Source organism: Paenibacillus sp. J2L1-98, from assembly GCF_056269405.1.
Map to the genome: position 1 here is coordinate 1 of NZ_JBWDNW010000034.1, position 21,551 is coordinate 21,551.

Annotated in this window: 19 protein-coding genes and 1 rRNA gene; 3 read left to right on the forward strand and 17 right to left on the reverse strand. The window is 40.7% G+C overall.

The window, feature by feature from the left end:
- The 14 genes from AC0YNZ_RS29625 to AC0YNZ_RS29690 form a co-directional block, all read right to left on the reverse strand.
- A 16S ribosomal RNA gene (locus AC0YNZ_RS29625) occupies positions 1–70 on the reverse strand; the annotation flags it as partial.
- Positions 71–1,057: 987 nt separating this feature from the next.
- Positions 1,058–3,280, reverse strand: a complete 2,223-nt coding sequence (locus tag AC0YNZ_RS29630) for a stalk domain-containing protein (protein WP_475829976.1) — start codon at positions 3,278–3,280, stop codon at positions 1,058–1,060.
- A 408-nt stretch (positions 3,281–3,688) separates the two neighbouring features.
- Positions 3,689–4,936 carry a TcaA 3rd/4th domain-containing protein gene (locus AC0YNZ_RS29635; protein WP_475829977.1) on the reverse strand — a complete coding sequence of 416 codons (1,248 nt, stop codon included), beginning with the start codon at positions 4,934–4,936 and terminating at the stop codon, positions 3,689–3,691.
- Between the two features lie 45 nt (positions 4,937–4,981).
- Positions 4,982–5,275 carry a hypothetical protein gene (locus AC0YNZ_RS29640; protein ID WP_475829978.1) on the reverse strand — a complete coding sequence of 98 codons (294 nt, stop codon included), beginning with the start codon at positions 5,273–5,275 and terminating at the stop codon, positions 4,982–4,984.
- A gap of 23 nt (positions 5,276–5,298) precedes the next feature.
- On the reverse strand, positions 5,299–6,009 hold the full coding sequence (locus AC0YNZ_RS29645; protein WP_475829979.1) for a hypothetical protein: 711 nt from the start codon (positions 6,007–6,009) through the stop codon (positions 5,299–5,301).
- A 15-nt stretch (positions 6,010–6,024) separates the two neighbouring features.
- Positions 6,025–7,761, reverse strand: a complete 1,737-nt coding sequence (locus AC0YNZ_RS29650) for a C40 family peptidase (protein ID WP_475829980.1) — start codon at positions 7,759–7,761, stop codon at positions 6,025–6,027.
- Positions 7,758–10,121, reverse strand: a complete 2,364-nt coding sequence (locus AC0YNZ_RS29655) for a VirB4-like conjugal transfer ATPase, CD1110 family (protein WP_475829981.1) — start codon at positions 10,119–10,121, stop codon at positions 7,758–7,760. Before AC0YNZ_RS29655 ends, AC0YNZ_RS29650 begins: the two co-directional genes overlap by 4 nt.
- The gene (locus AC0YNZ_RS29660) at positions 10,063–10,461 is read right to left on the reverse strand and encodes a PrgI family protein (protein ID WP_475829982.1); all 399 of its coding nucleotides are present in this window, start codon (positions 10,459–10,461) and stop codon (positions 10,063–10,065) included. The genes AC0YNZ_RS29655 and AC0YNZ_RS29660 overlap by 59 nt, the downstream gene beginning before the upstream one ends.
- Complete coding sequence (locus AC0YNZ_RS29665; protein WP_475829983.1) at positions 10,458–10,715, reverse strand: Spo0E family sporulation regulatory protein-aspartic acid phosphatase; 258 nt, start codon at positions 10,713–10,715, stop codon at positions 10,458–10,460. The genes AC0YNZ_RS29660 and AC0YNZ_RS29665 overlap by 4 nt, the downstream gene beginning before the upstream one ends.
- Positions 10,716–10,751: 36 nt before the next feature.
- Complete coding sequence (locus AC0YNZ_RS29670; RefSeq protein ID WP_475829984.1) at positions 10,752–11,558, reverse strand: VirB6/TrbL-like conjugal transfer protein, CD1112 family; 807 nt, start codon at positions 11,556–11,558, stop codon at positions 10,752–10,754.
- Between the two features lie 58 nt (positions 11,559–11,616).
- On the reverse strand, positions 11,617–11,943 hold the full coding sequence (locus AC0YNZ_RS29675) for a hypothetical protein (protein WP_475829985.1): 327 nt from the start codon (positions 11,941–11,943) through the stop codon (positions 11,617–11,619).
- A 33-nt stretch (positions 11,944–11,976) separates the two neighbouring features.
- Positions 11,977–13,866 carry a VirD4-like conjugal transfer protein, CD1115 family gene (locus AC0YNZ_RS29680; RefSeq protein WP_475829986.1) on the reverse strand — a complete coding sequence of 630 codons (1,890 nt, stop codon included), beginning with the start codon at positions 13,864–13,866 and terminating at the stop codon, positions 11,977–11,979.
- A complete protein-coding gene (locus tag AC0YNZ_RS29685; protein ID WP_475829987.1) occupies positions 13,863–14,840 on the reverse strand; it encodes a DUF3801 domain-containing protein in 978 nt (325 codons plus the stop codon). Before AC0YNZ_RS29685 ends, AC0YNZ_RS29680 begins: the two co-directional genes overlap by 4 nt.
- A 33-nt stretch (positions 14,841–14,873) precedes the next feature.
- Positions 14,874–15,122 (reverse strand): helix-turn-helix domain-containing protein, encoded by a 249-nt coding sequence (locus tag AC0YNZ_RS29690; protein ID WP_475829988.1) that lies wholly within the window; start codon positions 15,120–15,122, stop codon positions 14,874–14,876.
- A gap of 104 nt (positions 15,123–15,226) precedes the next feature.
- Between AC0YNZ_RS29690 and AC0YNZ_RS29695 the strand changes: the two genes are divergently transcribed.
- Positions 15,227–15,661: a helix-turn-helix domain-containing protein gene (locus AC0YNZ_RS29695; RefSeq protein ID WP_475829989.1), complete on the forward strand. Its 435-nt coding sequence runs from the start codon at positions 15,227–15,229 to the stop codon at positions 15,659–15,661.
- Between the two features lie 107 nt (positions 15,662–15,768).
- Here the strand turns inward: AC0YNZ_RS29695 and AC0YNZ_RS29700 are convergent, their stop codons facing one another.
- The 3 genes from AC0YNZ_RS29700 to AC0YNZ_RS29710 are packed head-to-tail and all read right to left on the reverse strand — an operon-like array spanning position 15,769 to position 18,836.
- On the reverse strand, positions 15,769–16,347 hold the full coding sequence (locus AC0YNZ_RS29700; protein ID WP_475829990.1) for a response regulator: 579 nt from the start codon (positions 16,345–16,347) through the stop codon (positions 15,769–15,771).
- Entirely contained in the window at positions 16,344–17,744 is a 1,401-nt protein-coding gene (locus AC0YNZ_RS29705; protein ID WP_475829991.1) for a sensor histidine kinase, read from the reverse strand. Before AC0YNZ_RS29705 ends, AC0YNZ_RS29700 begins: the two co-directional genes overlap by 4 nt.
- A gap of 27 nt (positions 17,745–17,771) precedes the next feature.
- The gene (locus tag AC0YNZ_RS29710; protein WP_475829992.1) at positions 17,772–18,836 is read right to left on the reverse strand and encodes an alpha/beta hydrolase; all 1,065 of its coding nucleotides are present in this window, start codon (positions 18,834–18,836) and stop codon (positions 17,772–17,774) included.
- Positions 18,837–19,083: 247 nt separating this feature from the next.
- Here AC0YNZ_RS29710 and AC0YNZ_RS29715 point away from each other — a divergent pair, with 247 nt between their 5' ends.
- The gene (locus AC0YNZ_RS29715; protein ID WP_475829993.1) at positions 19,084–20,220 is read left to right on the forward strand and encodes a DNA sulfur modification protein DndB; all 1,137 of its coding nucleotides are present in this window, start codon (positions 19,084–19,086) and stop codon (positions 20,218–20,220) included.
- Positions 20,220–21,362: a DNA sulfur modification protein DndB gene (locus AC0YNZ_RS29720; RefSeq protein ID WP_475829994.1), complete on the forward strand. Its 1,143-nt coding sequence runs from the start codon at positions 20,220–20,222 to the stop codon at positions 21,360–21,362. Before AC0YNZ_RS29715 ends, AC0YNZ_RS29720 begins: the two co-directional genes overlap by 1 nt.
- Positions 21,363–21,551 lie beyond the last annotated feature (189 nt).

Genomic DNA, 21,551 nt, shown 5'->3' on the forward strand with positions numbered 1-21,551 from the left:
TCCGCTCGACTTGCATGTATTAGGCACGCCGCCAGCGTTCGTCCTGAGCCAGGATCAAACTCTCCAAATTGGTGTTTGACTTGCTCATTACTTTTTTATCGCTTTTTCGCTCATCCCGAAGGATTTGCGAGGCAGTTATTACTCGTTGTTCAGTTTTCAAAGAGCAATCTTCTTTTCTTTCGTCCCGGTGTGTTTTTTGGCCGGAATAAGAATATACCACGTATCTTTCTAGTATTGCAAGTCTTTTTTTAAATTAATTTATTATTTTCGACATATCATGACGCGCTTCTTCAATTTGCTTAGAAGCTCAACCACTCGTTTTCACCTCCTTTCCTGCTTATCTTTTTGGCCCTAACTCCTTACTCAGACACCGCCTGCCTGTCTAGCCCGAGCGGCAATGAGCGGATGGTTTTAAGGTTTGTGAGCAGTTTCTTGCTTGATAAACCTTCCGCTTCTTCGATTCAGGCGTGCAAAGGTTTTACTTCTCTGAAATAGCCAGATTCTATTAGGAACGATGATCCCGTTTCATATATGGCTGATGGTTTCTAGGACAAAAACCAAAAAGAATCTATCCCATTGATACAACATAGAAAAGTAGTATCGAACTATAAAGCAAAAAATAAGCAACATAAACGAAAAAAGTGCCCTCGCCACTAATACGGCAAAGGCTCTAAGGAAAAAAAGACTGTGGTTTGATCCCCGTGTCACGCAAAAAAAATGAATCCAACCGAAACCTACTGTTATGCAGCCAACCTTACGCGATGGAATTTCGATTGTTTAACACTAAACACAAGACTTAATATAGAACCGTTTCCTTCGCCTCTTGCTCGCTTTGTTAATTGTAACCCTTGCCTCCAAAACTCAATTCGGAGAGCACATCAACACTATAAGACCTCATGCAACAGCGGAACATCATATGCTCCCAAGAGGTGTCGGAAGTCAAGAACATATATCGATAAAAAGAAAAGAAAAAAAGTTGCTTTGCCTTATCTTCCTGAGACCAAATGTAGGCAAAAGAAAACGAGCAGATCACTCCCTTCTGCTCGTTCCTTCGCTCTTATAAGATCTCTTCAACCGCATATTGCGACATAGGTGTTCCAACGCTGCTAATCTTCGTAATGGCAACCAATTTGTTCCCTGTCTGCAGTAGCTCGATTAACGTACCCTTTGTTCTAAAATTTTGCGTCACTTTAAGGGTCGCCGTATCATATTGGCTGATGGTTTGACCCTTGCCTGTAAAAAACAAATCCTTGCGGACAGGATCGCTAGTCATTACATCAAACGAGTTAATTCCGCCGGCATGCTGCATATTGCTTTCTCTATTGTTCGTTGCTGTAAATACGCCGCCGTAACCATTTAATAAGTACTGGCCGTCCGGCGTTAAGCCGATCATCGTAGACAGCTCATATTCCCCATGATAAGGGGAGTCATAGCCAGCTGTAATTTTCCCTTCATTCAGCGAAAACATTTCCATATCGCGCGGACTCGAATCCGAATTGACCGCATAGATCCGATCCTCGGCGGGGTGAAGCGCGATCGTGCTTGCGTTTCTAATGGTCGCTGCCGACAGCTCCGCTTTCGTCTGGCGGTCATAGCTGATGATATTCGTCCATTGTCCTGATCCGGATGCAATATATACATGACCTTTCCGATCAACGGCCATATCGTACGGATCTATGCGCACATTCCACTGATCCTTTACCTGCAATGTAGTAGGATCAAATACAACGACTTTACCGCCCTGCATATCGTCAAATCGGTAAGGGCTGTAATCCGCATTGGCTATAATGGCGTAAAGCTCCCCATTCGCATAATACAGCTTCTTAGGCGGTCTGTTGAATATTTCCGAGACCGCTGTGCTCTTATTCTCACTGAAATTATAAGCAACGATTCTCGATTCGCTTTCGTTAACCGTATATACGATCGGTTTAGCTGGATCAACAACCGCTTCCCTTACGATAAAAGGCAACGAGTGAACATTCTCTTCCGGCGTTACTGGTATCGTAGACGGCTCTTCGGTTGGTTCGGTTGGCGTAGGAGGCTCAGTCACTTCATCCGGCTGCTGCTCCGGCTCAGTTGGCTCCTGCTCCCTGAATTGGTCCTGATTCAAAACTTGGATGTTAGCGAAGCTTTTTTTCGAATAAACCGAAATCCATGAGCCGGCGTACTCAATCGGGACGGAGAAATTCAAACTCCCCTGCTCTGCTCCCATCGCATTAATGCCGATGACCTCGCCTATCCTATTAAATAACGGACCACCGGAGCTTCCGTTTGTAATCGGTGCCGTTATTTGAATGAGACGTTCCGCGCCCATTGTTCTTATTCCGCTGACGATGCCTGTCGAGACGGTATTTTGCAGCCCTTCCGGGTTTCCGATTGTAACGATTTCTTGACCTTTGGCAAGCTTTAACGAAGAACCGATCCGCAGCGGCGGGATGTTCGTTCGTATGCTTGTTTTGACGATCGCCAAATCTGCTTCTTCATTATAAGCGACGACGCCATCCACGTCGTAAAAACGGTCTTGGCCAGTCTGGATCAAATAGCTGCTAGAATCGGCTATGACGTGGTAATTCGTCAAAAATAATCCGTACCCGACCGCAAATGCGGTACCGAAGCCAAGGGAAGCACCTTCACGATCGAAGGATTCGAGAAGAACAACGCTTTGTTCCAGCTTTGCGATCTGTTCAACGGATAACGTCCGGCCTGTATAAGGGTCTTTATCAAAAGGAGCGAGAACGAATCGCAAATAATCAATAAGCTCCGTATTTTGACCAAGCTGCGGCATAACCAGGTCGCTGATGACGATAATACCGCGCTCATAAAATACCTTTTTCCCGAAGGCCTCGCTTATAACGCGCAGCGGCACGAAGACTCTTCCCTCTTTATATTGTGCAGGGGCAGCCAGCGGATAAGAAAGGCCGTTTATTTTGAGCTTGCTGCTGCCTAACGTAATCTGTATTTTTTTGCTTCCTTTGGTGATCGTAGCTGTGGATGATTTCGCTTCCCAGGCTACCCTTGCCCCCATGTTCTCGCTAATAAACCGAAGCGGAACCAGCGTAGTTTGATTTTTTATAAAAGGCGTAATTCTGAAGTTATTCTCGTCGATCATCAGGTCAGTATTATCGCTTATCGCATTCGTGCTGCCAATCGACAAAACGATCGCGCCTGCAAACATCTCGTTAAAATCAATGTCCTCATCTGCATGAACAAGCGGTTGCAATTGTATAAAAAGCGAGATGACTAAAAAAACGGAAAGCAGCTGTTTCATTTTCATTTTCATTTTCGTTCTACGTGTCTCCTCGTGATGTAGGGTAGGAAATATAGGTAAATATCTAATTCAGTATTATAGCATCCGGGGGAAAGTTGTTTAAAGACCAAATTTTGCTAAGTAAATCGTAAATCCATCCGCAGACATTTTGTTAACTTTCCTGCTTGCGATGCATCAATAGTCACGAATAAACATCCTACATGAGTAAAACAACCACACCAAGATTCTGGACAGCATCAATCGAGTAGCACAATAATCAGTTTGAATTAGAGCGGACAGCAGTAATAATCCCAGCTGTCCGCTCTTTTTGAACTATTGCACCGCTTTGAATGTTTGTAAACAGATCTTCTTTTTACCTCCGTGTAGGTATCGACATTGTAAGTCCGAAGGATCTCAATCATCAACTCTATAGGTAAAACACTATTGCGCGGAAGTTATGATATATTTACCTTCTTCATTTTGATTAGGAAGCGTACCATAGGAAGAATCTTGAACTTCATTAACTTTCCACTTCTTTTGAATGTCATCATAAAGTGCTTTAATGGAAATCTCATGAGCAACATCCTTCTCCCTAATGTAAGCTCCCTTCAGATGCTTAAACAAAATAATACCCTCTACTTGCATAATTGGATTCCCGTCTTTATCAATTGTGATTTTAGCAGTTTCCTTATTAAAATACGTTTTAAGCAATTGATATTGTTCATGCCCGAAGAGTGATGGCTTATATTGATTCGCTTGCGCTAGATTAAACTTCTCGGTTGTTATAGTAAATGGTTCAACACTTAGCTTCACGCTGGCTTCGGTGTATTCTTTAGCAAACTGCGCGTATAGTTCATTCGCTGCGATTTCGTCTGGCTTAAATACAAAATGAGAACCGCTGCCAATGGTAAAGTAGGTCGGATCATAATTCGAACTCTTGGTTTCTCCCCAAGGAAACATCCCTAATAACTGAATTTCCTTTTCATCTTTTTCATCGATTGGCCCGAATTGTGCTGATTCAGGATCACCAATTTTGACTCCCGTTTTCTCGCCTTTAAAAAGAATTTCAGCACCCTTTAATTCCTTCGATAGATCCATTCGATGACCGTCTAATTTGAAACTGACCTCAACTTGGGCTTTATCCCCTGTTGAAACCGTTACTTTATCCGTTATCGAAGTCCATTGATATGCTTTGGTTGCTTCAATCACATAGCTTCCTGGCAAGAATGGATTTCTAAATTCTTTCATCGTAACGTCTTTGTCGTTCACTTTTATTTTCACATCCGGATCAACATCTTTAAGCGTAATTAAGGTTTCATTGGGTAGCAGTACATAATCACTGGCCTTATCTGGTTTCGTAATTTTATAGGGAATCTCACCGCTTAGTCGCATTTCTTTCATACTGTTGGGTACATCCTCATTCTCTTCATCCAAGACTTGAATCGTCAAATCTTTTATTTCAGCATACTCTTTAATAAATTCCGTAGCGGCATCCTCTGCAAAAGGATAGGCTTGTATATCCTTCGGCATCGTAGAAAGCAGAAGTTTAGGATCCTTCGTTTCCAATGCCTTTGATACGTTCTCAATTACTGTTTCTTTGTTATTTGAACCACAACCACTTATCAAAACAACGACAAGAATCATCATGACTACCGAAGTAATACCAAGCATCACTTTGTTATTCTTCAACCCTATTCACTCTCCCATATTAAAACTACGTCCCGCCTTCTTTTTCTACAAAACCGACTCTATTGCTTCAACGGTGTCCCCTAGTTTTACTCCATCATGAATAGGAAGCTTCTTTAAATGATCAAAGTTGCCTTTCTGAATTTCCTTTATAACGTCTTTAATATGAATGCCGTGGTCATTCAGAATAAGAATAGTATCCTCTATGTTTTTCACCTTTTGTTCATGCTCGGCTTCCTTAATTTGTTTGGCTATTTTCTTTAATTCCTCCTCGATCTTTACTTTTTTGTTGGTTAAGATTTCTTCACGTTCAAGCAGCTTCAACAGTCTCTTATCATCCATTACAATGTCCTCCTTGTTATCAGTCAACAATCATAATAATCGTGCTTGTAGACGAGCTGCTTATAAATAAAAAACAAAAGCGTTAGCAGTACGAGAATGGAAAAAGTAATAATGCTCATAACCGTGGACTCATTTAAAATCACTTTGGATGGTTGGTTTTGAATATCTGTAGCCATGACAACGTCCTGATTGACTCCTGAGGCTGTTGCATGGCTCATTACAACATCATCCTCATTTGTCTCTGGGATGACAGATCCATTTGAATCCTTATAGCTTCTTGGAACAGAAAGAACGCTTCCGGCTGCAGTCTCCGTTTTAATCTCTTGCTTTTTCGCCGTAGGCTTCAAGGTTATCGTCATGTTAAATGTACCGGCATCAGCTGCTTTTATAACGACTTGTTCAGGGGCTTTAATGGTATAGTCACTAGCATTTTCACCTACGATATTAATGAAATCAACTTCATAAGTACCCACGTCAACTTCCTGCGAAGATAAATAGCCATTTTGCTTAGCAAGCCTAGCCATAATGTTTTGTTTCTCTTTTGAAGTGAAATTAATAAGGATCGTTTTATCAAACCCTTCTGGGACGGTAACCATACATTCAAGTGAACTCACCGGCTCCTTATGCGATGTCATTGATCCTTGATTTGCCTCTTCGGCAAATACTGAAATTCCTGCAAAACTGAAAAAAATGAACAGAATTAGAGCCGAACTATAAAAAACACGAACACTCAAGGATAAACACCTACTTTACTGAAATAATAAAGGCCTTCGGGGATACTTAAATCCCTTATAACTGTTTATTGTCACTCCCGTGCCTCCCTGGCAATGGATGTATAAGTTGTTACCGTTTTGATCTCTACCAATAAAAATACCGATATGATTAACCCCACCTTGCCCTGGAATGTTTTTGAACACTAAATCACCGGGAATCAATTCATCATCCGTTATCGTGAAGGTTTTGCTCCATTGGTAAGAGGTACCGCCTGACGAGAATACATTGCCTAGACCAGCTGTTTTAAATACCCAATCAATAAATCCGCTACAATCCAGTCCATAGGGCTGCAGGGTCCCTGTTGTGTCATTTCCGGCTGCCGTTACTTTTACAGGATCCCCCCAATTCCGGTTCCATCCAGCAGGACTTTTACCTCCCCAGAAATATTCCACCTTACCTTCTAAGATTAATGCCGTTGCAATCACTTCTTTTCTTGCTTTGTTAATATCCCCGCCAAGATTTTCAATCAGATCTGCCATTTCTTCTGGTGTTAAGCTGCTGGGTTCGCCTCCCCTGCCTGTATATCCATCTGCAAGATCAGGGAATTGTTCTTGAATAGCCCCTGAAGTAACGAGCCTCCTCGCCCATTCCATCTGCTCTCCATTAAACCCAATTTTGCCGAATACATCTTCCATGTCATACGAATAAATCTTCACAATCAGTCTTGTTCGACTTTCTGTATCACAATCTTCTACTAATTCCCCTGTTTCTGGATTTGTTGTTGTTTCGCAAACTTCTACGTCATATCGTTCTGTGTCCGTCTCAATCTGATTAAATTGGTCAAATAAGGAGTCGATATAAGCCTTTTGTCTGTCCGAAAAGGTTAGTTCCTGTTCAAACTTAACCGCAACTAGTGCAAAGATTTCAACCCAATTGACTTGAAGTTGCCCGTCCTCATTCATGTATTCCATCCGTACATCGTCATAACCGCTTTCTTTATAGTCCTCTATCTGCTCCTGGAATGCTGCATTTCGTTCATCCACCGTTTTTTTGTACTGATTGGCGTTATCCTCGTCCGTCATAAAAAAAGAACCAGCTGAGCTTGTCGATGCACCCATACTGTTTGTGACCGATATAAGGAGAAAAAATACACCACCGATCACTGCAGAAATAAGCCAAGTCTTAGGATTTGTCACCACAACAGCTAGTAGTTTTTTCGCTAATTGTCGAGCTGCTGCTCTCAGAAAAACAGCAGGAGAGGAAAGGGCTTTTTTAAGTCTGGTCTTGATCTCGAGTGAAGAATATTTAGTTTGGGGAACAAATTTACTGCCTAATGTTTTGAGTTTCGACACGTTACCGAAGCTAGTGGTCGAGCGAGCGGAACCTGTACCCTTTATTTTTCTAAATGCGTTCAATGGTCGGGTGCGACTACCACTTTTGATGGCCGTTGCTTTTACTTTTAATCTTTTTACCGTATAAGCCATTTCTTTAACTTGTTTAAAGCGCTTATTAACACGATCTGCACCATTTTTGACTTGCAAGAGCGATTGAACACCGGCGTTTCCTTCCTCTTCATGATAAGGATCAAGTGCTGCTCGAATAAGATGTTTAGCAGCCTTTCGTGGGGCTCGTTTTACACGATTAGACATTCTCTCTTTCAATCTAGCGTGAATCCCATGAACCCCTCCTAGATGACCGGTTGGATTCACAGGAGCATTCCGATTGATTTTCAGACTACGTTTTAGACCAGGTTTAACATACGTCATCTTCATGCAGGCCTCTCTTTCTCGGCCTCCGTCACTTCTTCTACTTTTGTCGTCATCATCTTGTAGAGCTTGGTGTTTTTCGGGAATTCATCTTTGAAAGGAACGATCCCATTTCCAACGAATAACAGGCCTTGGCCGCTGTCTGAATTGGTAACATAACTAAGCTGCGTGTCGGATATATTCAGCAAATCGGCCAGCTCATTACGGTCTGATGGAGCTTGATTAAGCATCATTAAGAAGTCTGAATTGGAAAGCATTCGGCGTGCAAGCTCCGATTTAAGCAAATCCTCTACGTTTTGCGTAATGCCTGTTGGAACACCGCCCCATTTCCTCGCACGTTTATACAGCTCAAAGAGAAAATTTGCCGAATATTCGTTAGCAAAGAGCAAGTAAATTTCATCCAAGTAAATCCACGTTCGCTTCCCTTTGTTGCGATTAACCGTAATTCGGTTCCAAACCTGGTCCAGCACTATGAGCATCCCCATCGTTTTAAGCTGCTTTCCCAAATCTTTAATATCGAAGCATACAAAGCGGCTATTAATATTAATGTTTGTTTTATTAGAGAAGACAGACAAATTGCCCTTCACATATAATTCGAGTGCTGTGGCTAGTTGAACCGCTTCATCATCATCCTGTGCGTTCAATTGCTCGTAAAAGTCTAAAAGAGTCGGGACGTCATTAGGGTCAAACGTCTGTAAATACGCTTTGTATGTGAGCTTTAAACAACGGTCAATAATCGATTTTTCTCTTGGTGTAAGTCCGTATCGTCCCCCTACAAGCACTTCACATAAGGACAATATAAAATCAGACTTAAGCAGCAGTGGATCATCATCGTCGGCATAGTCCATCGTCATATCAAGCGGATTAAGGTAATTCTTAGATCCTGCTGAAATATGAATGACCTCGCCGCCGAAATTACTTACAAGCCTGGTGTATTCCATCTCGGGGTCAATAATAATGACGTCATCATCGGTGCTTAGCAAAACATTGATCATTTCACGCTTCGCTGCGAAGGATTTACCCGATCCCGGTGTGCCTAAAATAAAACCATTCGGATTTTTTAGGGACAGCCGATTGAACATAATCAGGTTTCTTGAAACTGCATTAAGACCGTAGTACATGCCACCTTCTTGAAAAAGCTCTTGATTGGTAAAAGGCATGAATATGGATGTGCTCTCTGTCGTCAACGTTCGAGAAGCTTTAATTAAATTAAGCCCATAAGGTAAACACGAATTTAAAGCATCTTCCTGCTGATAATGAAGAGTCCCTACTTGGCATAAAAACTTATTCGCAATGGCCGTAATTTCTTTACCGTCCTTATTCAAGCTGTCTAGATCATCCGCAAAGTGAATGATGATGACATTCGTAAGGAACATTTTCTGATTTTTGTTTATTAAATCATCCAGCAGCTCCTTTGCTTCATCGAGCGAATGCTTTAGTTCATGCGGGATAAAAGCCTCGAGATAGCCATTTTTAAGGCTGCGCTTTTGATATTCGATCTTATTGGCTTCCATTCCGGTAATTTGCTTTTTAACGATTCTGAGCGCCTTGTAGGCATCGACGGATTTGATATTCATCGTCAGCATCAAATTGAAACTAAAATCGGATATATCGCTGAGAAATTTGTCATTGAGGAACGCAGGTAAATCTTTGATATAGATCGACCTCGCAAACTTATCACCGATAATCATATGGTCACGTTTGAAGGTAAACGCATCTGGCGCAATCAAATCCTTGGTTATTAGTCCCTTGCGCTTATGCTCGATCAGATCATACCTGAAATGACCTTCTTGCCCCATCCGATAAATATCGTGAAGAAGCTCCAGCCTTTGGTTTAAATCGAGTCCAGAAATAGAGCTGCCCATTCGTTTAAATACATTCTGCGTTTCGCTTTCCATCCGCAAAAAAGTGTTTCTGGCATCTTCTACAGAGCCGGCTTCGAGGGAAATGGTAATGAATTTTTCTTTTTTGATTTCATTCTTACCGCCTACAATTTTCTTCTTCAGCATAGCGTTGTATTCCATTCGAAACGGTTCGAGATGATCTTCTCTGCTTTTCACAACCAGTTTTTCTTCGAAATCTTCTTTGTTGAAATTCTTATTGCTGATGGTAATCTGTAGATCCACGGTATTATCGAAAAAGTTAAGGAACTCGCAGTATTTCGCAAACACTTCTTCTTGATCCTCTTGCTTACCTACTTGATAGTTAATATCTTTGAAAGCGAACGTTTTGGAGAATCGACTCTTCCCATGCATGAAAATACCATCTTCGAAAGGCTCAGAATATGGAAGCGACTGTTGTGTCGATTTAGGAATTCGCACTTTTTGGTTTGCGGATTTTGGGTTTAGAAAGGACAGCACGATCATTCTCCCCCTTTTCTTTGGTATTCGATAAGACCTCAAATATATTTAGAGTGATGTACTTTCTTTTTTGCGGATAAATAAGCTCCTGCTGGATAACCGATTTTATAAATTGCTCAAAAGTCATTCCGTTATAGTTGAAATACCCGATCATAAACAGCGGCATCGCAATGAAAATAACAATCCAACTGGCTGTATCCGGTCCGACAATTGTTCTGCCGAACCAATATAAAGGTACATTTACGATAATGGCGATTAAAGTGCAAACCAGTTGCCGTAAATTCAATCCAAAAAAGAGTTTTTCTTTATACGTTCGAATTTCCTTTGGAATGCGAATCTCAATCATATTTCCTCCTGATTAATCATGTCGTCAGATCCTTTTATGTTGACGGCTTCCGCGGATTGACGTGGCTTTCGGATGTGTGAATCTGGCTTAAGCAGTCGATTAGAGGATTTTTTATATATGGTATTAAAGATTCCTAGCAAACCATCTAGCCTCTGCGACTGTTCCACCACTTGGGGAGCATATATACCGTACCGATCCACAAGTTGGTGCAATTCTTCCCGCGCTTCTTCAATCCGCTTTAGAAGCTCGCTCATTCATCTCCACATCCCTTTGTACACGCATAATTCCAATTATGCGCCTGTCAATTTCCTTGCCCATGAACCTGATTTGATAATGACAAGTAACAATGCTAAAGCGGATAACAAGCCTTTCCATATCGCAATGTTCCCGCCACTCCCGGTAAAAGACCCAAAAGTAACATGAGTCGCAATCGCGGTATAAATGACGCAAACGACAATAATAATAATGCCCTGCAGGCAAACGGCCGCATAATCCATAATGAATTTTTTTCCTGTACCCGAAATCGAGTCATGGATGAAGGTTGATATCGGTATCGGGGCGACAGCGGTATAAATAAGCAATTCAAATAATCGTCCAAAAACAACGAGGATAATGACGATCTTCACACCCCACAAGGCCCATACAAAGGGCATAATACTAAATTGGTAAACCTGCTTTTCAAACCAACCCATGTCACCATATTCGGCTTCTAGGACCGTATAATCGATATCGAATGCAACTGTTGAACCTGTAGATCCGACTATGCTCGTCAGATAGGAGGAGATATAAAAAATGATTTCTAAGAGATCAAACACATGCTCCATGACAAACTTAGCAAAGACCAACTTCACCATGCAGGATACAACCGTTTCCCATCGGACAAAGGAGAAGTTCATCGATTTATGAAGGAAATCGAGTAAAAAGTATAACGTTAATAGGCTATACGCTACGGGAAGAATGGCATAATGGATTTCTTTTATGACGGAATATAAACCCGGATAGGAAGACGGGCCTTCATTTACAAGCGAAGTTACATCACCAATAAGTGCACTAAAACTATCGAATGCTTCCTTAATATCATCAATTGGAGAAGCCAATTTCCACCACCTACCTATTTAAAAGGAGGCTATTTGACATAGCCCCCTCTGCTCTCTATTACAGTCCGAACAATGGGAGAGACATCGTAATGCCGTACACCAGAAACCCTGACGCCAACGTTTTCATGCCCCGAACCTTACCATCTGCATCGTCATTTTTGAACCCGAGGGCTAGTTGAACGGCTCCGAAGAAGGCAACAATCAGACCGATCCGTCCGAGCCACGTAGCGATTACATCGATAACACCATCCAGCTTATCCATTCCAACCGGATCGGCTGCATAAGCGCTAGTCGCGACCAACATAAGAACGACTGCGATACAAATAGACTTGATACCTAAATTCTGATTAAATAAATTGAAAAACTTGGTTTTTAGGTTATTCATCTTCACATTTCTCCCTTTGGTTTCATTTTGATTTTAAAGAAAGGCTTCCATCCGTTTTTCCATAGCATTAATTTCGTCAACGTCAACTAACCTGATTTCCTCTTTTCTTTCTTCCAGGCTTTGATCAGGAACACGCATATGGTATGGCTCCAATGACGGATCTGTTTTCGGTTTTGATGTTTTTTCTATTATTCGTTTATCTGATGCAGTCTCCAGCGCCATATAAGAATCAAAATAGCGAGTTATGCTCGCTTCGTACAGCAGTTTATAGTTCGGATGTGATTCTAGCTTGAATTTCTCACTATAAAATGGTCTTAGCCCCCGGATAAATAGAATGCAGTTTTGGTCCGGCATTTGGGCGATCTCATCAATCGTCATCAGATCCCGGCCCTGGCTGCCGTAACTAACGCTTGATGAACTGTTCTTCCCCCTCGACTGGCTTGAATTTTTCGTATCGATCGTCTGTTTTCCAAGCCCTTTATTCACCCATTCAAGCGTAGATCTCTCTTGCCCTCCAAGGAATAAAATCGTGTCACAGTTCCCGACAATCGTTTCCCAGCTATCCTTATATAAGCCTTTAAGTTGTGTCATGTTTTGAAGGATCACGGAAACCGAAATGTTACGGCTTCGCATGGTGGCAATCAATTTGTCGAAATCAGGGATTTGACCGATGTTCGCAAATTCATCCAGCCAAAACTTAACGTGATATTCTAAGCTGCCTTGACCAACAAAATCGGCTTGATAATATAAGGAATCGAATAGCTGCGCATACATCATCGCTACAATAAAATTAAAGGTTGTGTCACTATCAGGAATAAGAACGAATAATGCCGTCTTTTCAACTCCTAGCTTGTGTAGCTCGAGATCGTCTTCCATGAGCAGCCTTTCAACTTCCTCGATGCCAAACGGCGAAAGCCGGACCCCCGCGGATATTAAAATACTTTTTGCTGTTTTTCCAGAAGCCATTTTATAAATATCGTATTGTTTAACAGCAATATGATTGTCATTCTCCCCCCTTAATTTCTCAAATAAAAAGTCGAACTCACTTTTGAAATCTTCATCATCCTCTTTTACTTCCGCTAGTCTAAGCATAGTGAATACCGTTTTGAAATGGTGTTCGAATGTTGGAAGTTCATAAAAAATATAGAGAAATATCGACTGTAATAGTGCTGTCTCTGCCTTTTCCCAAAAGGGATCCCCGCCACTCTTACCTGTGTTGGTGTTTTTTATCAAGTTATTGATGACCTTTAAAATATCACTTTCCTTCTTGATGTAAGCAAAGGGATTGTATCTGAAACTAGATTTCATATTGATTAGGTTAAATACCTTAATCTTGTAGCCCTGCTCTTTTAAAGCATGACCGGTGTCGCGCAGCAATTCCCCTTTCGGGTCCGTAATCACAAAACTTGTATTGGCCTGCAAAATATTTGGTTTCACAAAAAATCGACTTTTACCTGTACCCGCACCGCCAATGGCTAAAATATTAAGGTTTTTCCTCGCTTTTTTGGTGTCTAAGCTCAATCTTTCCGTATTCGTTAAGATGATGTTTTGAAATTTATCCTTGTGCCTGATACGATTTCGCTCAGCACTTCCTCCCCATCTAGCCGTTCCATGCTCCTTTCCTGGCATCAGGTTCCTTTGTATGGTTACCTTATAAAGCACATAAACAGATACAGCGATCAGTTCCAAAAACAGGATTCGCAATGCTTCTTTACTCGGCTTGATAAGGATATGGTTCTGGATACTGTCTAGAGTAGCTTCACTGTATGTTTCAATGTCAATCGTCTGTATGTTGAATGGTTCTTCTGAGGATGTAATCACTTGATGAAGGTGTAATGTGAAGTAAGCCATGATGAGATACACGAGGTAACATAGTAATGCAAAATTTTTAATTTGTTTCTTCCGTTTTTCTTGGTCGTTCATCGGCCCCCCCTCTCCCTATTTTTATTTTTTGTAGGTGGGGCTTGTAACTGTGCTTGCATTAAAGGCTTTATTTCCTCACGTCTTTCAGCAAGTGATAGCCGATCTCCCTGACCCCTCCTTACTGCTGGATCATCATTTTTTGTATATCCAAGTTTCTCACCCAGCGTTTTACGCTCAGTTTCATCCCGCGTATGGTTTTTATGGTGTTCCACCTCCTCGGCCCTAAAAATGAATACGTGGCCTTGTCGTTCAACACTTATCCGATCACCTTTATCTCCAACATCGAAACGATGCTTTTCATTGTCTTTCAAGTTTTCCAAAATCTTTTTCACTCGTTCGTCTAATTGATTTTTCTCAAGACGCTCAAATACGCCGTTACGTTCTATGACGAGTGTCATTTCGATTTTCCCATTAGGATCGGTGACTTCATAAGGTTTAACTCCGTCTTTCTTTTCGGTGAGCTGCTTTATTTCTTCCTGAACAAGATTTTTACTTTCTGCCGTTTCCGTTTTCTCGTTATTCGGAGCAAACAGTTTCTCTTTAATAAGCATCAATCCGCTTTTCTGTTGTTCATTTTCACTCATCGTAGTAACAGGGCTTTCCTTATCTTTCAATTCTCTTTCAACCAATTTTTCCAGAACTAATTTGACTCGGCTTTCTTCCCCCTGTTTGTAAAAAACAGATAACTGATTTTGGTCTTTGACTACCGCAAAAGAAATTTCGTATTTTTTCGCAAGTTCTTGAAAGGCTTTAAGTTGCTTTTGATCCAGATCAAACATTTTAATCTCATCGTTAGATTTAACTAGCTTGCTTAAAGCCATTTCACCAGCTTTATCAGACTGTTCTTTTGCTTTTTGGATTAAAAAAAGCAGAAGATGCTTTATTGCTTCATTCGTCATTTTAGCAGCTTCTCTCGATAAATCAGAACCTAATCGGGTAGCTATCGTTGCAACGTCACCACCGACATCAGACATTACCATTCCTCCTTTGAATTACAATTCATTACGCTACATTTCATTCTCCTCATCAAGCTCCGCCATATCGATCTCCAACGCTCTAGCGATCTTCCTTATGTTGTCATGTGTAGGATATTTCCGATTTCCCATTTCGATTTGGGATATAGTCGGCTGCGGAACCCCTGATTTTACAGCTAACTCAAGCTGGGTCCATCCTTTCTCCAACCTCTTTTTTCTAACGGCGTTAATGTTTTGCACCTCCTTGACCACATAGTATTCTATATTGAATATTTTTGTCAATTACAAATATTCTATATAGAATATACAGTGTTTAGATGGGAATTCCATCACCCTTTCTGTTATCATTTAGGTAAAATAAAATTTCGCTTGGTGAGTGAGGAAAAATGGATCAATTCAGCAAAGAACTCGGTGCTAACGTAAATAAATTTCGAAAGGCCATTAATATGTCAACGACTGTACTAGCCGACTTGTCCGGCACATCCCAAAGTACAATCAGCAAACTTGAAAATGGCCAATCTACATCGAATATCGAAACTCTACTAAGAATCTGCAAAGTGCTGGGAATCACGCTGTATGAGATTCTCCCAGATGATGCCTTACCTGATTCAAAAGAAGATAATCCAGCTTCAAGGCAATTACTCAGTATTTTAAATCAGATGACTGAAAGTGAAGTAAGGACAATTCAAGTACTTCTTACGACAAATATCATACCGGTGCTAAAAAATATTACCCCACTTGTAAAAGCATTTGATGAATTAAAAGACGAAGAAAGAAATCTTTTGAACAACTTCCTTCATTCGATAATAAATAATAGGTGACATCTACATAATACAGTCTTCGACAATTTAAGAGGAGGGCCAAAAATATACCCCCTCCTATCCAAAAATGAATATGGTAAAATGAAAGGGATTAGCCAAATTATAGGCTAATCCCTTATTTTTCTCTGTATTCGTTTAATCTGCTTCTTCACGGTCTCGACGGATTTAAAGAGATACATGGCTATCTCTGCCCTATTCAACCCTTTTTCTTTTAGATCATACACTTCTCTTTCTGTAGGCGTAAGGATTTTATTTAGCCGTCTCTCCTTCTTTAATTCAGAAATTAGTACATAAGATGCGTCTGAGTGAACTGCAGCACTATCGTTGTAAGCCTCCCGAACAGCTTGTGGAATATCCATGAAGGAGGTCTTAGTTATATAGTTGATGGCTCCTTTATCAAAGGCATCCAGTATAATTTCTCTTTCATTCAAGCTAGTCAACATAATAATATTGGACATTCCCATTTGTTTAAGTTCGAACGCTGTTTCCAGTCCATCACAACGATTAGGGCTTAACATGATATCAACTATTGCCACATCTACTTTATTATTTAGAAAGAACTGTATTGCTTCCTCTTTACTGGTTTTACTTACAACAGAAATATCATCTTCTCGTTCAATATAAGAGGATAAACAATCGGTCCATACTGGATCATCTTCTACTAACATCACATTAATTTTATTCATAAGATACCCTCCTTGCTGTTAATCTCGTCTATTGAAATAACCCTGCGCTTTATGGGGAACTGCAAGCTGAAAGTTGTACCCTCACGCATTTTGCTCCGAACATCAATTTTCCCATTATGTTTTTGCATAACATTGATGCAATAAGACAAGCCTAATCCAAAATTCAAATCGCTTTTCTTGGTTGTGAAGTACGGATGAAATATACAACTTATATCCTCTGGTTCGATCCCCACTCCGTTATCCTGTATCTCGACAACAATATAATTTCGGGTTTCGTACGCAGAAATGCGTAATATCCCACCATTCTCCATAGCTTCAACTGCATTTTTAATTAAGTTTCTAAACACTTCTTGCAAATGTACGTTGTCACAATAAATTTTCGATTCTGTACTAATATCATGTACGACTTCAATGTTGTTGCTTTGTAAAAAGGATGCCGACATTTCAATGCAAGCTTTAATAATTTCACATAAATGATAATAATTCGGTTTTAAAATAATTTCCTGGGACTGCTTCTGTATTCGGTCCACCATTGAAAGCATATGGTTCGTTGAATTAAGAATCGTTTCGCTATCTTTTAAAATCTTGTCCTGTGCGTTTTGCGTCGCTATAAACTTTATTCGGTCAGATAAGATAAGTATTTTTCCAATCTCATTCTTTATTGTATGATTTAGTATCGCAGTCCCTGAAGATACTGCTTTCATTGTGTTATCTAAGGCTTGTCTTTCAATTTTAAGCCTAATTCCTAAAACCCCGTACCGCGTTATCACTACCACGAATGTAATTGTAACCAATACAACCGGAATTACGTTTAACCTCCACATATTTGTTATGCCAATCACATGACCGATATAATTAGTAAACGCATTTGCAAGCACGGGTGGAATTAATAGTAGGCTTAAGATGGTACGATCTTTTTTTAATGACCTTTGCTTCTCTTTAGCGGTACTATCAATTAAATAAATAGTACCTAAAACAGAACATAAGATGCCCCAAAAAGCTAATAAAACGTAATTATGTTCTACCTTCGGATAAAATGTCGTATTTTGAACTAACACTAGTAAAGGAATTATAAGAATATAAGAAATAATTTTCAGTCGTTTAGGAGAATAAAATCCTGAATAAGACAAAGTGAACATAATAAAGGAATACGGTGATATAGCCTGATTCAAAAAGCTACCTATACTATAAGCAATTTGAAATAAGTATTCAGAAGAAGAACTCACTAAATCGTATCGAGTTAAATATGGAAAAAATGTCTCGATAAGTGATTTTCCAAATGCACCACTTCCAAATGAAAAACATAATAAACCAACCCACTTTGCCCAATCTTTCTCTTTATTATTGATATAAACTACTGCCGCTAAAGTATAGAGAAGGATAAAGGTCAATACCATAAAAAACACCTCATGACTCTGGTCGTTCTACTTTACATCAGCAACAGAATTTAAAAAGGATAATACTCTTTTCTGATATTCAGATGAATATGTTTGATGACTTCTTAAATGCAAAACACCCGTAGTCTTCCAGAAAACAAACTTATCTGGGTAATGACTCGATAAAAGTTCACTATGTTTGTGAAAGATCGTTTTATCCGAATCACTGTGAATGAATAGCACTTTTCTAGGATAAACCTTTTTAATAGCTTCTATTGGTTTAACAAGACTCGGATTCACGCCCGATATTATTGGAAGGGTCATTAAAATGATTGGAGTAAACGGATACTTGGGAAGCTTAGTGAAATACGACATGTTTTCTGACAAGTATGCTTTCAGATCACTAAAGGGACTGTCTGCAACAATCACCTCAACGCATTTTTCCTCTGCCGCAACCAATAACGCTGTAGCAGCTCCCATTGAAAATCCTACTAGACCTACTCTTGAATTTGGTTTATTTTCTTTCAGCCAATCAATCGCGCCTTCCATATCATTTTTTTCATGTAATCCTAGAGATGTCATTTTCCCTTCCGACTCACCCCAGCCTCTAAAATCAAACATGACAATGCTATATCCGTTGTAAGCAAGCGCCTTGGCTAATTTGAGTGCTTGAGCTCTATGTTCTTCTCGATTAGCAAGGTATCCATGACCAAAGATTAATGACATTTTTTCTTTTTTTATTGACGGTATATACCAGCCCTTTAGAGTAATATTATTCCCTCTGCTTCTAAAGCTGATATTTTTATATTCCAAAGAATAATTATCTGGGTTATCAGTTAAAGGTTTTGATGAAGGATGCAACAGCTTCCATCCAATAAAAATAGAAATCGAAAACACAACAATAACGATAAAGATCATACTGAGCGCTAAATAGATCATTAATTCAATCCCTTCTTCGTGATGTCCAACAGAACAAGAGTATTTTAGCACACTTCCAAATTTGTAAAAATGAGTCGATATATATATTTCTTCGTCATACTTCGCCCCTTTTTGCCGCAAATGTTCGACGGAACAGTCCATAGAAAATAAAGTCATAGACTTACGATGTTTCATTAAGCTCCCATGGACATCCTGGTCAAAGGAATTCAAGTGTATCGCCCGAGTATGTTAATAATTGAAAATATAAATCGTCTTATAAACGAGAGGAGGAAAATACGATAACAGCGATCATTTTGACCTCAATCAAAGGACATTTTATGTTAATCTAGAAATATTATTGGGTAGGAATGGTGGTGGAAACTTTGTTAACTATTAGGTCTGTGATTACTCTGTAATAACCAATCATGAATGGAGGAAGGATATGGAATCTATTAATTCATTATCTGATTTATTGACATCTGGATTGACCAGCTCGTTCATGGAAATACCCAGTCAGGCGGCAAGAACCTTCGGGCAGTCCACCTTGTCTGCAACAGTGCCAATGAGTAAGCTGTTTTCCATTTATGAAATTGATTTAGAGGTTCAAAGGCAACTTATTCCTAAGAATGTGTCTGGCTTAATCGATTATATTCTCTTGTATTTGGACCACGGTCAAAATATCTATTTTCCTGGCATCATCCTGTCAGCCCGCGGTGCAGGTCACTATGCTGCAGATACCGGTACGTACAGTCTGCAGCCAATGGAGAAGTGTTATGTCGTAGACGGGCAGCACCGGCTGGCCGCATTCCGTCGAGTGATGGAAACGCTACAAAGCAACCTTGCAAGGGCTAAAGACCGTAGAGAATACGAACGTGTGGAAGAGATAACGAGCAAACTCCGCAAGCTCTACGAATTCCCGGTCTCCGTCATGATCTATCTAGATATCAACGCCAGACAAGAACGCCAGCTCTTTTCCGATATTAACAAGCTACCGCGAAAGATCGGTGGGAATCTTGCTGTTTTACGCGATCAACGACGGTTCTACCATATTATGGCCTCCAGGCTAGTGCAAGAATATGACGTTATGAAAAGGATACCAACCGATATATATTCCGAACGGGGCAAAGATGAAGAACATCTTTTCTCATATTCGTTCCTGATCGAATTACTGGTGGCCTTATTCGAAGGGCGTATGAAAGCCAATGTGAAAAATAATGGATACCACTATTCAGAAGAAGTGCTGGAGCAGCATCTGGTGCAAGCGTCGAAGTACTTTGACATACTGATAGACGCATTGCCGGAACCGGATCGTCGCGAAGCATGCTGGTCAGAAAATATTCAGATTGCCCTGGCGCTCTTTCTGCATAAGGAAGCGTTCAAGACATTGCAGTTCAACGTTTATACACTTACTTACGCTGCTAAAATCTTTAGCCATATTGACTGGAAAGCGATTTACAAAGATGATGAGAAGGATCGGCTGCCTCGTAGAAGTCGGATTATGAAAGCTTACCAATATGTTTGCGATTTCTATAATGATCAGCATATCTTGCTTCTGGTAGATAAGGAGGATGTAGTCTAATGGATGGCTTGCGGTTACGGATGACAATTCATCCCTATTGCGAACGTTACGGAATGGCAACGGTGTCGCTCAAAGTTCATGATCTGCTGAACTATACGGCTATCGATCCGATGGTGCAACGAAAATTAAGCGGAAGTCAGCGAAAAAAAATCGCGCATTACCTGCAGGAGCGTGAATTGGATCATATCTTCTTTGGACCCGTCACGCTCTCCCTGAGAGATGTAAGCGCATTCGCTAAAGAGGAAGACCATCTCGTCCTGCTTCATGGAGGGAAGCTCAGCATCCTTGACGGACAGCATCGGATTCAGGCGCTTGGACATACCAATGAGAAAATGCAGAAAGAAAGCCGGAAGTACGAGCGTGAAGTGATGAAGCTCAAGGTCAAATGCCGGAAATCACCTGAGAATAATGAGCTTCGTGAAGAGCTGGAGCAGACAGAGGGGCTACTAGAACAGCTCGAATCTAGGCGGCTCGATCTATTGGAGAGTGAGCTGTCCGTCCAGCTCTATATCGGGCTTGGCGAGGAGGAAGAAAAACAGCTATTTGGTGACATCAACTCCAAAGTACAGTTAGTTAGCAAGGAGCTCGGGCATGCTTTCGACGGGAGTGACCCGCTTAACACCGTTATTCAGCAGGTGGCTGATTACAATGAGCTGCTAAAGACGGCCGGCATTGAGAGCCGAAATAACTTAACGTCATTCAATAAAAATTATACTTGCTATAGCTGGCTGTATGCGACAGCCTCCATGCTTTATACGGGCAAGATGCAGCCCTCCTATGATCTGGCTAGGCGCATCCGCAAGGATCCGGCGGTTCATGTGGAGCTTCTGCATCAGTTTATGAACACAATTCTTCCGCATATGCCAGAGCAGCCAGGACTCACGAGCTTTATTTCATCTAGCAGAGTGATGCAGGAAGCGATCGCCTTGTATGCACATGGCTATCTTGTACAAGATAACGGCACGTATAATCGGGACTGGGTGTCCTGTTTGAACATCCTGAAGTATGTAGATTGGACGCATAACAATGAGCAGCTTGCCGAGAAGTTGGGAAGGATGGACAACGGTAAATTGAATCTTATTCACGAGAAGTCGCTGAGAAAACATTTGATTGTCGTGGATTATTTGAACGAATTTAAATAAGATATTTCTCAAAACCGCATAGACCATTTGATGGCACTTGCGGTTTTGAGAACCTATCTTCATATAATCGACAGTGGCGGAGATGTCCAAGAGATACTGATTAAAGAGATGCATCAGATAAGCAGATCGTTCTTTTGAACGTTTGGAGTTCTTTATATTCCTGAAATCGATAAGCATTCATTTAGTTAA

Excerpts from the sequence above, each read along its gene's own strand:
- AC0YNZ_RS29720 (WP_475829994.1), top strand. The coding sequence starts at position 20,220 with ATGGATGGCTTGCGGTTACGGATGACAATTCATCCCTATTGCGAACGT.
- AC0YNZ_RS29685 (WP_475829987.1), bottom strand. The coding sequence starts at position 14,840 with ATGTCTGATGTCGGTGGTGACGTTGCAACGATAGCTACCCGATTAGGT.
- AC0YNZ_RS29700 (WP_475829990.1), bottom strand. The coding sequence starts at position 16,347 with ATGAATAAAATTAATGTGATGTTAGTAGAAGATGATCCAGTATGGACC.
- AC0YNZ_RS29630 (WP_475829976.1), bottom strand. The coding sequence starts at position 3,280 with ATGAAAATGAAAATGAAACAGCTGCTTTCCGTTTTTTTAGTCATCTCG.
- AC0YNZ_RS29680 (WP_475829986.1), bottom strand. The coding sequence starts at position 13,866 with ATGAACGACCAAGAAAAACGGAAGAAACAAATTAAAAATTTTGCATTA.
- AC0YNZ_RS29705 (WP_475829991.1), bottom strand. The coding sequence starts at position 17,744 with ATGGTATTGACCTTTATCCTTCTCTATACTTTAGCGGCAGTAGTTTAT.
- AC0YNZ_RS29650 (WP_475829980.1), bottom strand. The coding sequence starts at position 7,761 with ATGAAGATGACGTATGTTAAACCTGGTCTAAAACGTAGTCTGAAAATC.
- AC0YNZ_RS29665 (WP_475829983.1), bottom strand. The coding sequence starts at position 10,715 with ATGAGCGAGCTTCTAAAGCGGATTGAAGAAGCGCGGGAAGAATTGCAC.
- AC0YNZ_RS29655 (WP_475829981.1), bottom strand. The coding sequence starts at position 10,121 with ATGATCGTGCTGTCCTTTCTAAACCCAAAATCCGCAAACCAAAAAGTG.
- AC0YNZ_RS29660 (WP_475829982.1), bottom strand. The coding sequence starts at position 10,461 with ATGATTGAGATTCGCATTCCAAAGGAAATTCGAACGTATAAAGAAAAA.
- AC0YNZ_RS29715 (WP_475829993.1), top strand. The coding sequence starts at position 19,084 with ATGGAATCTATTAATTCATTATCTGATTTATTGACATCTGGATTGACC.
- AC0YNZ_RS29675 (WP_475829985.1), bottom strand. The coding sequence starts at position 11,943 with ATGAATAACCTAAAAACCAAGTTTTTCAATTTATTTAATCAGAATTTA.
- AC0YNZ_RS29695 (WP_475829989.1), top strand. The coding sequence starts at position 15,227 with ATGGATCAATTCAGCAAAGAACTCGGTGCTAACGTAAATAAATTTCGA.
- AC0YNZ_RS29710 (WP_475829992.1), bottom strand. The coding sequence starts at position 18,836 with ATGAAACATCGTAAGTCTATGACTTTATTTTCTATGGACTGTTCCGTC.
- AC0YNZ_RS29640 (WP_475829978.1), bottom strand. The coding sequence starts at position 5,275 with ATGGATGATAAGAGACTGTTGAAGCTGCTTGAACGTGAAGAAATCTTA.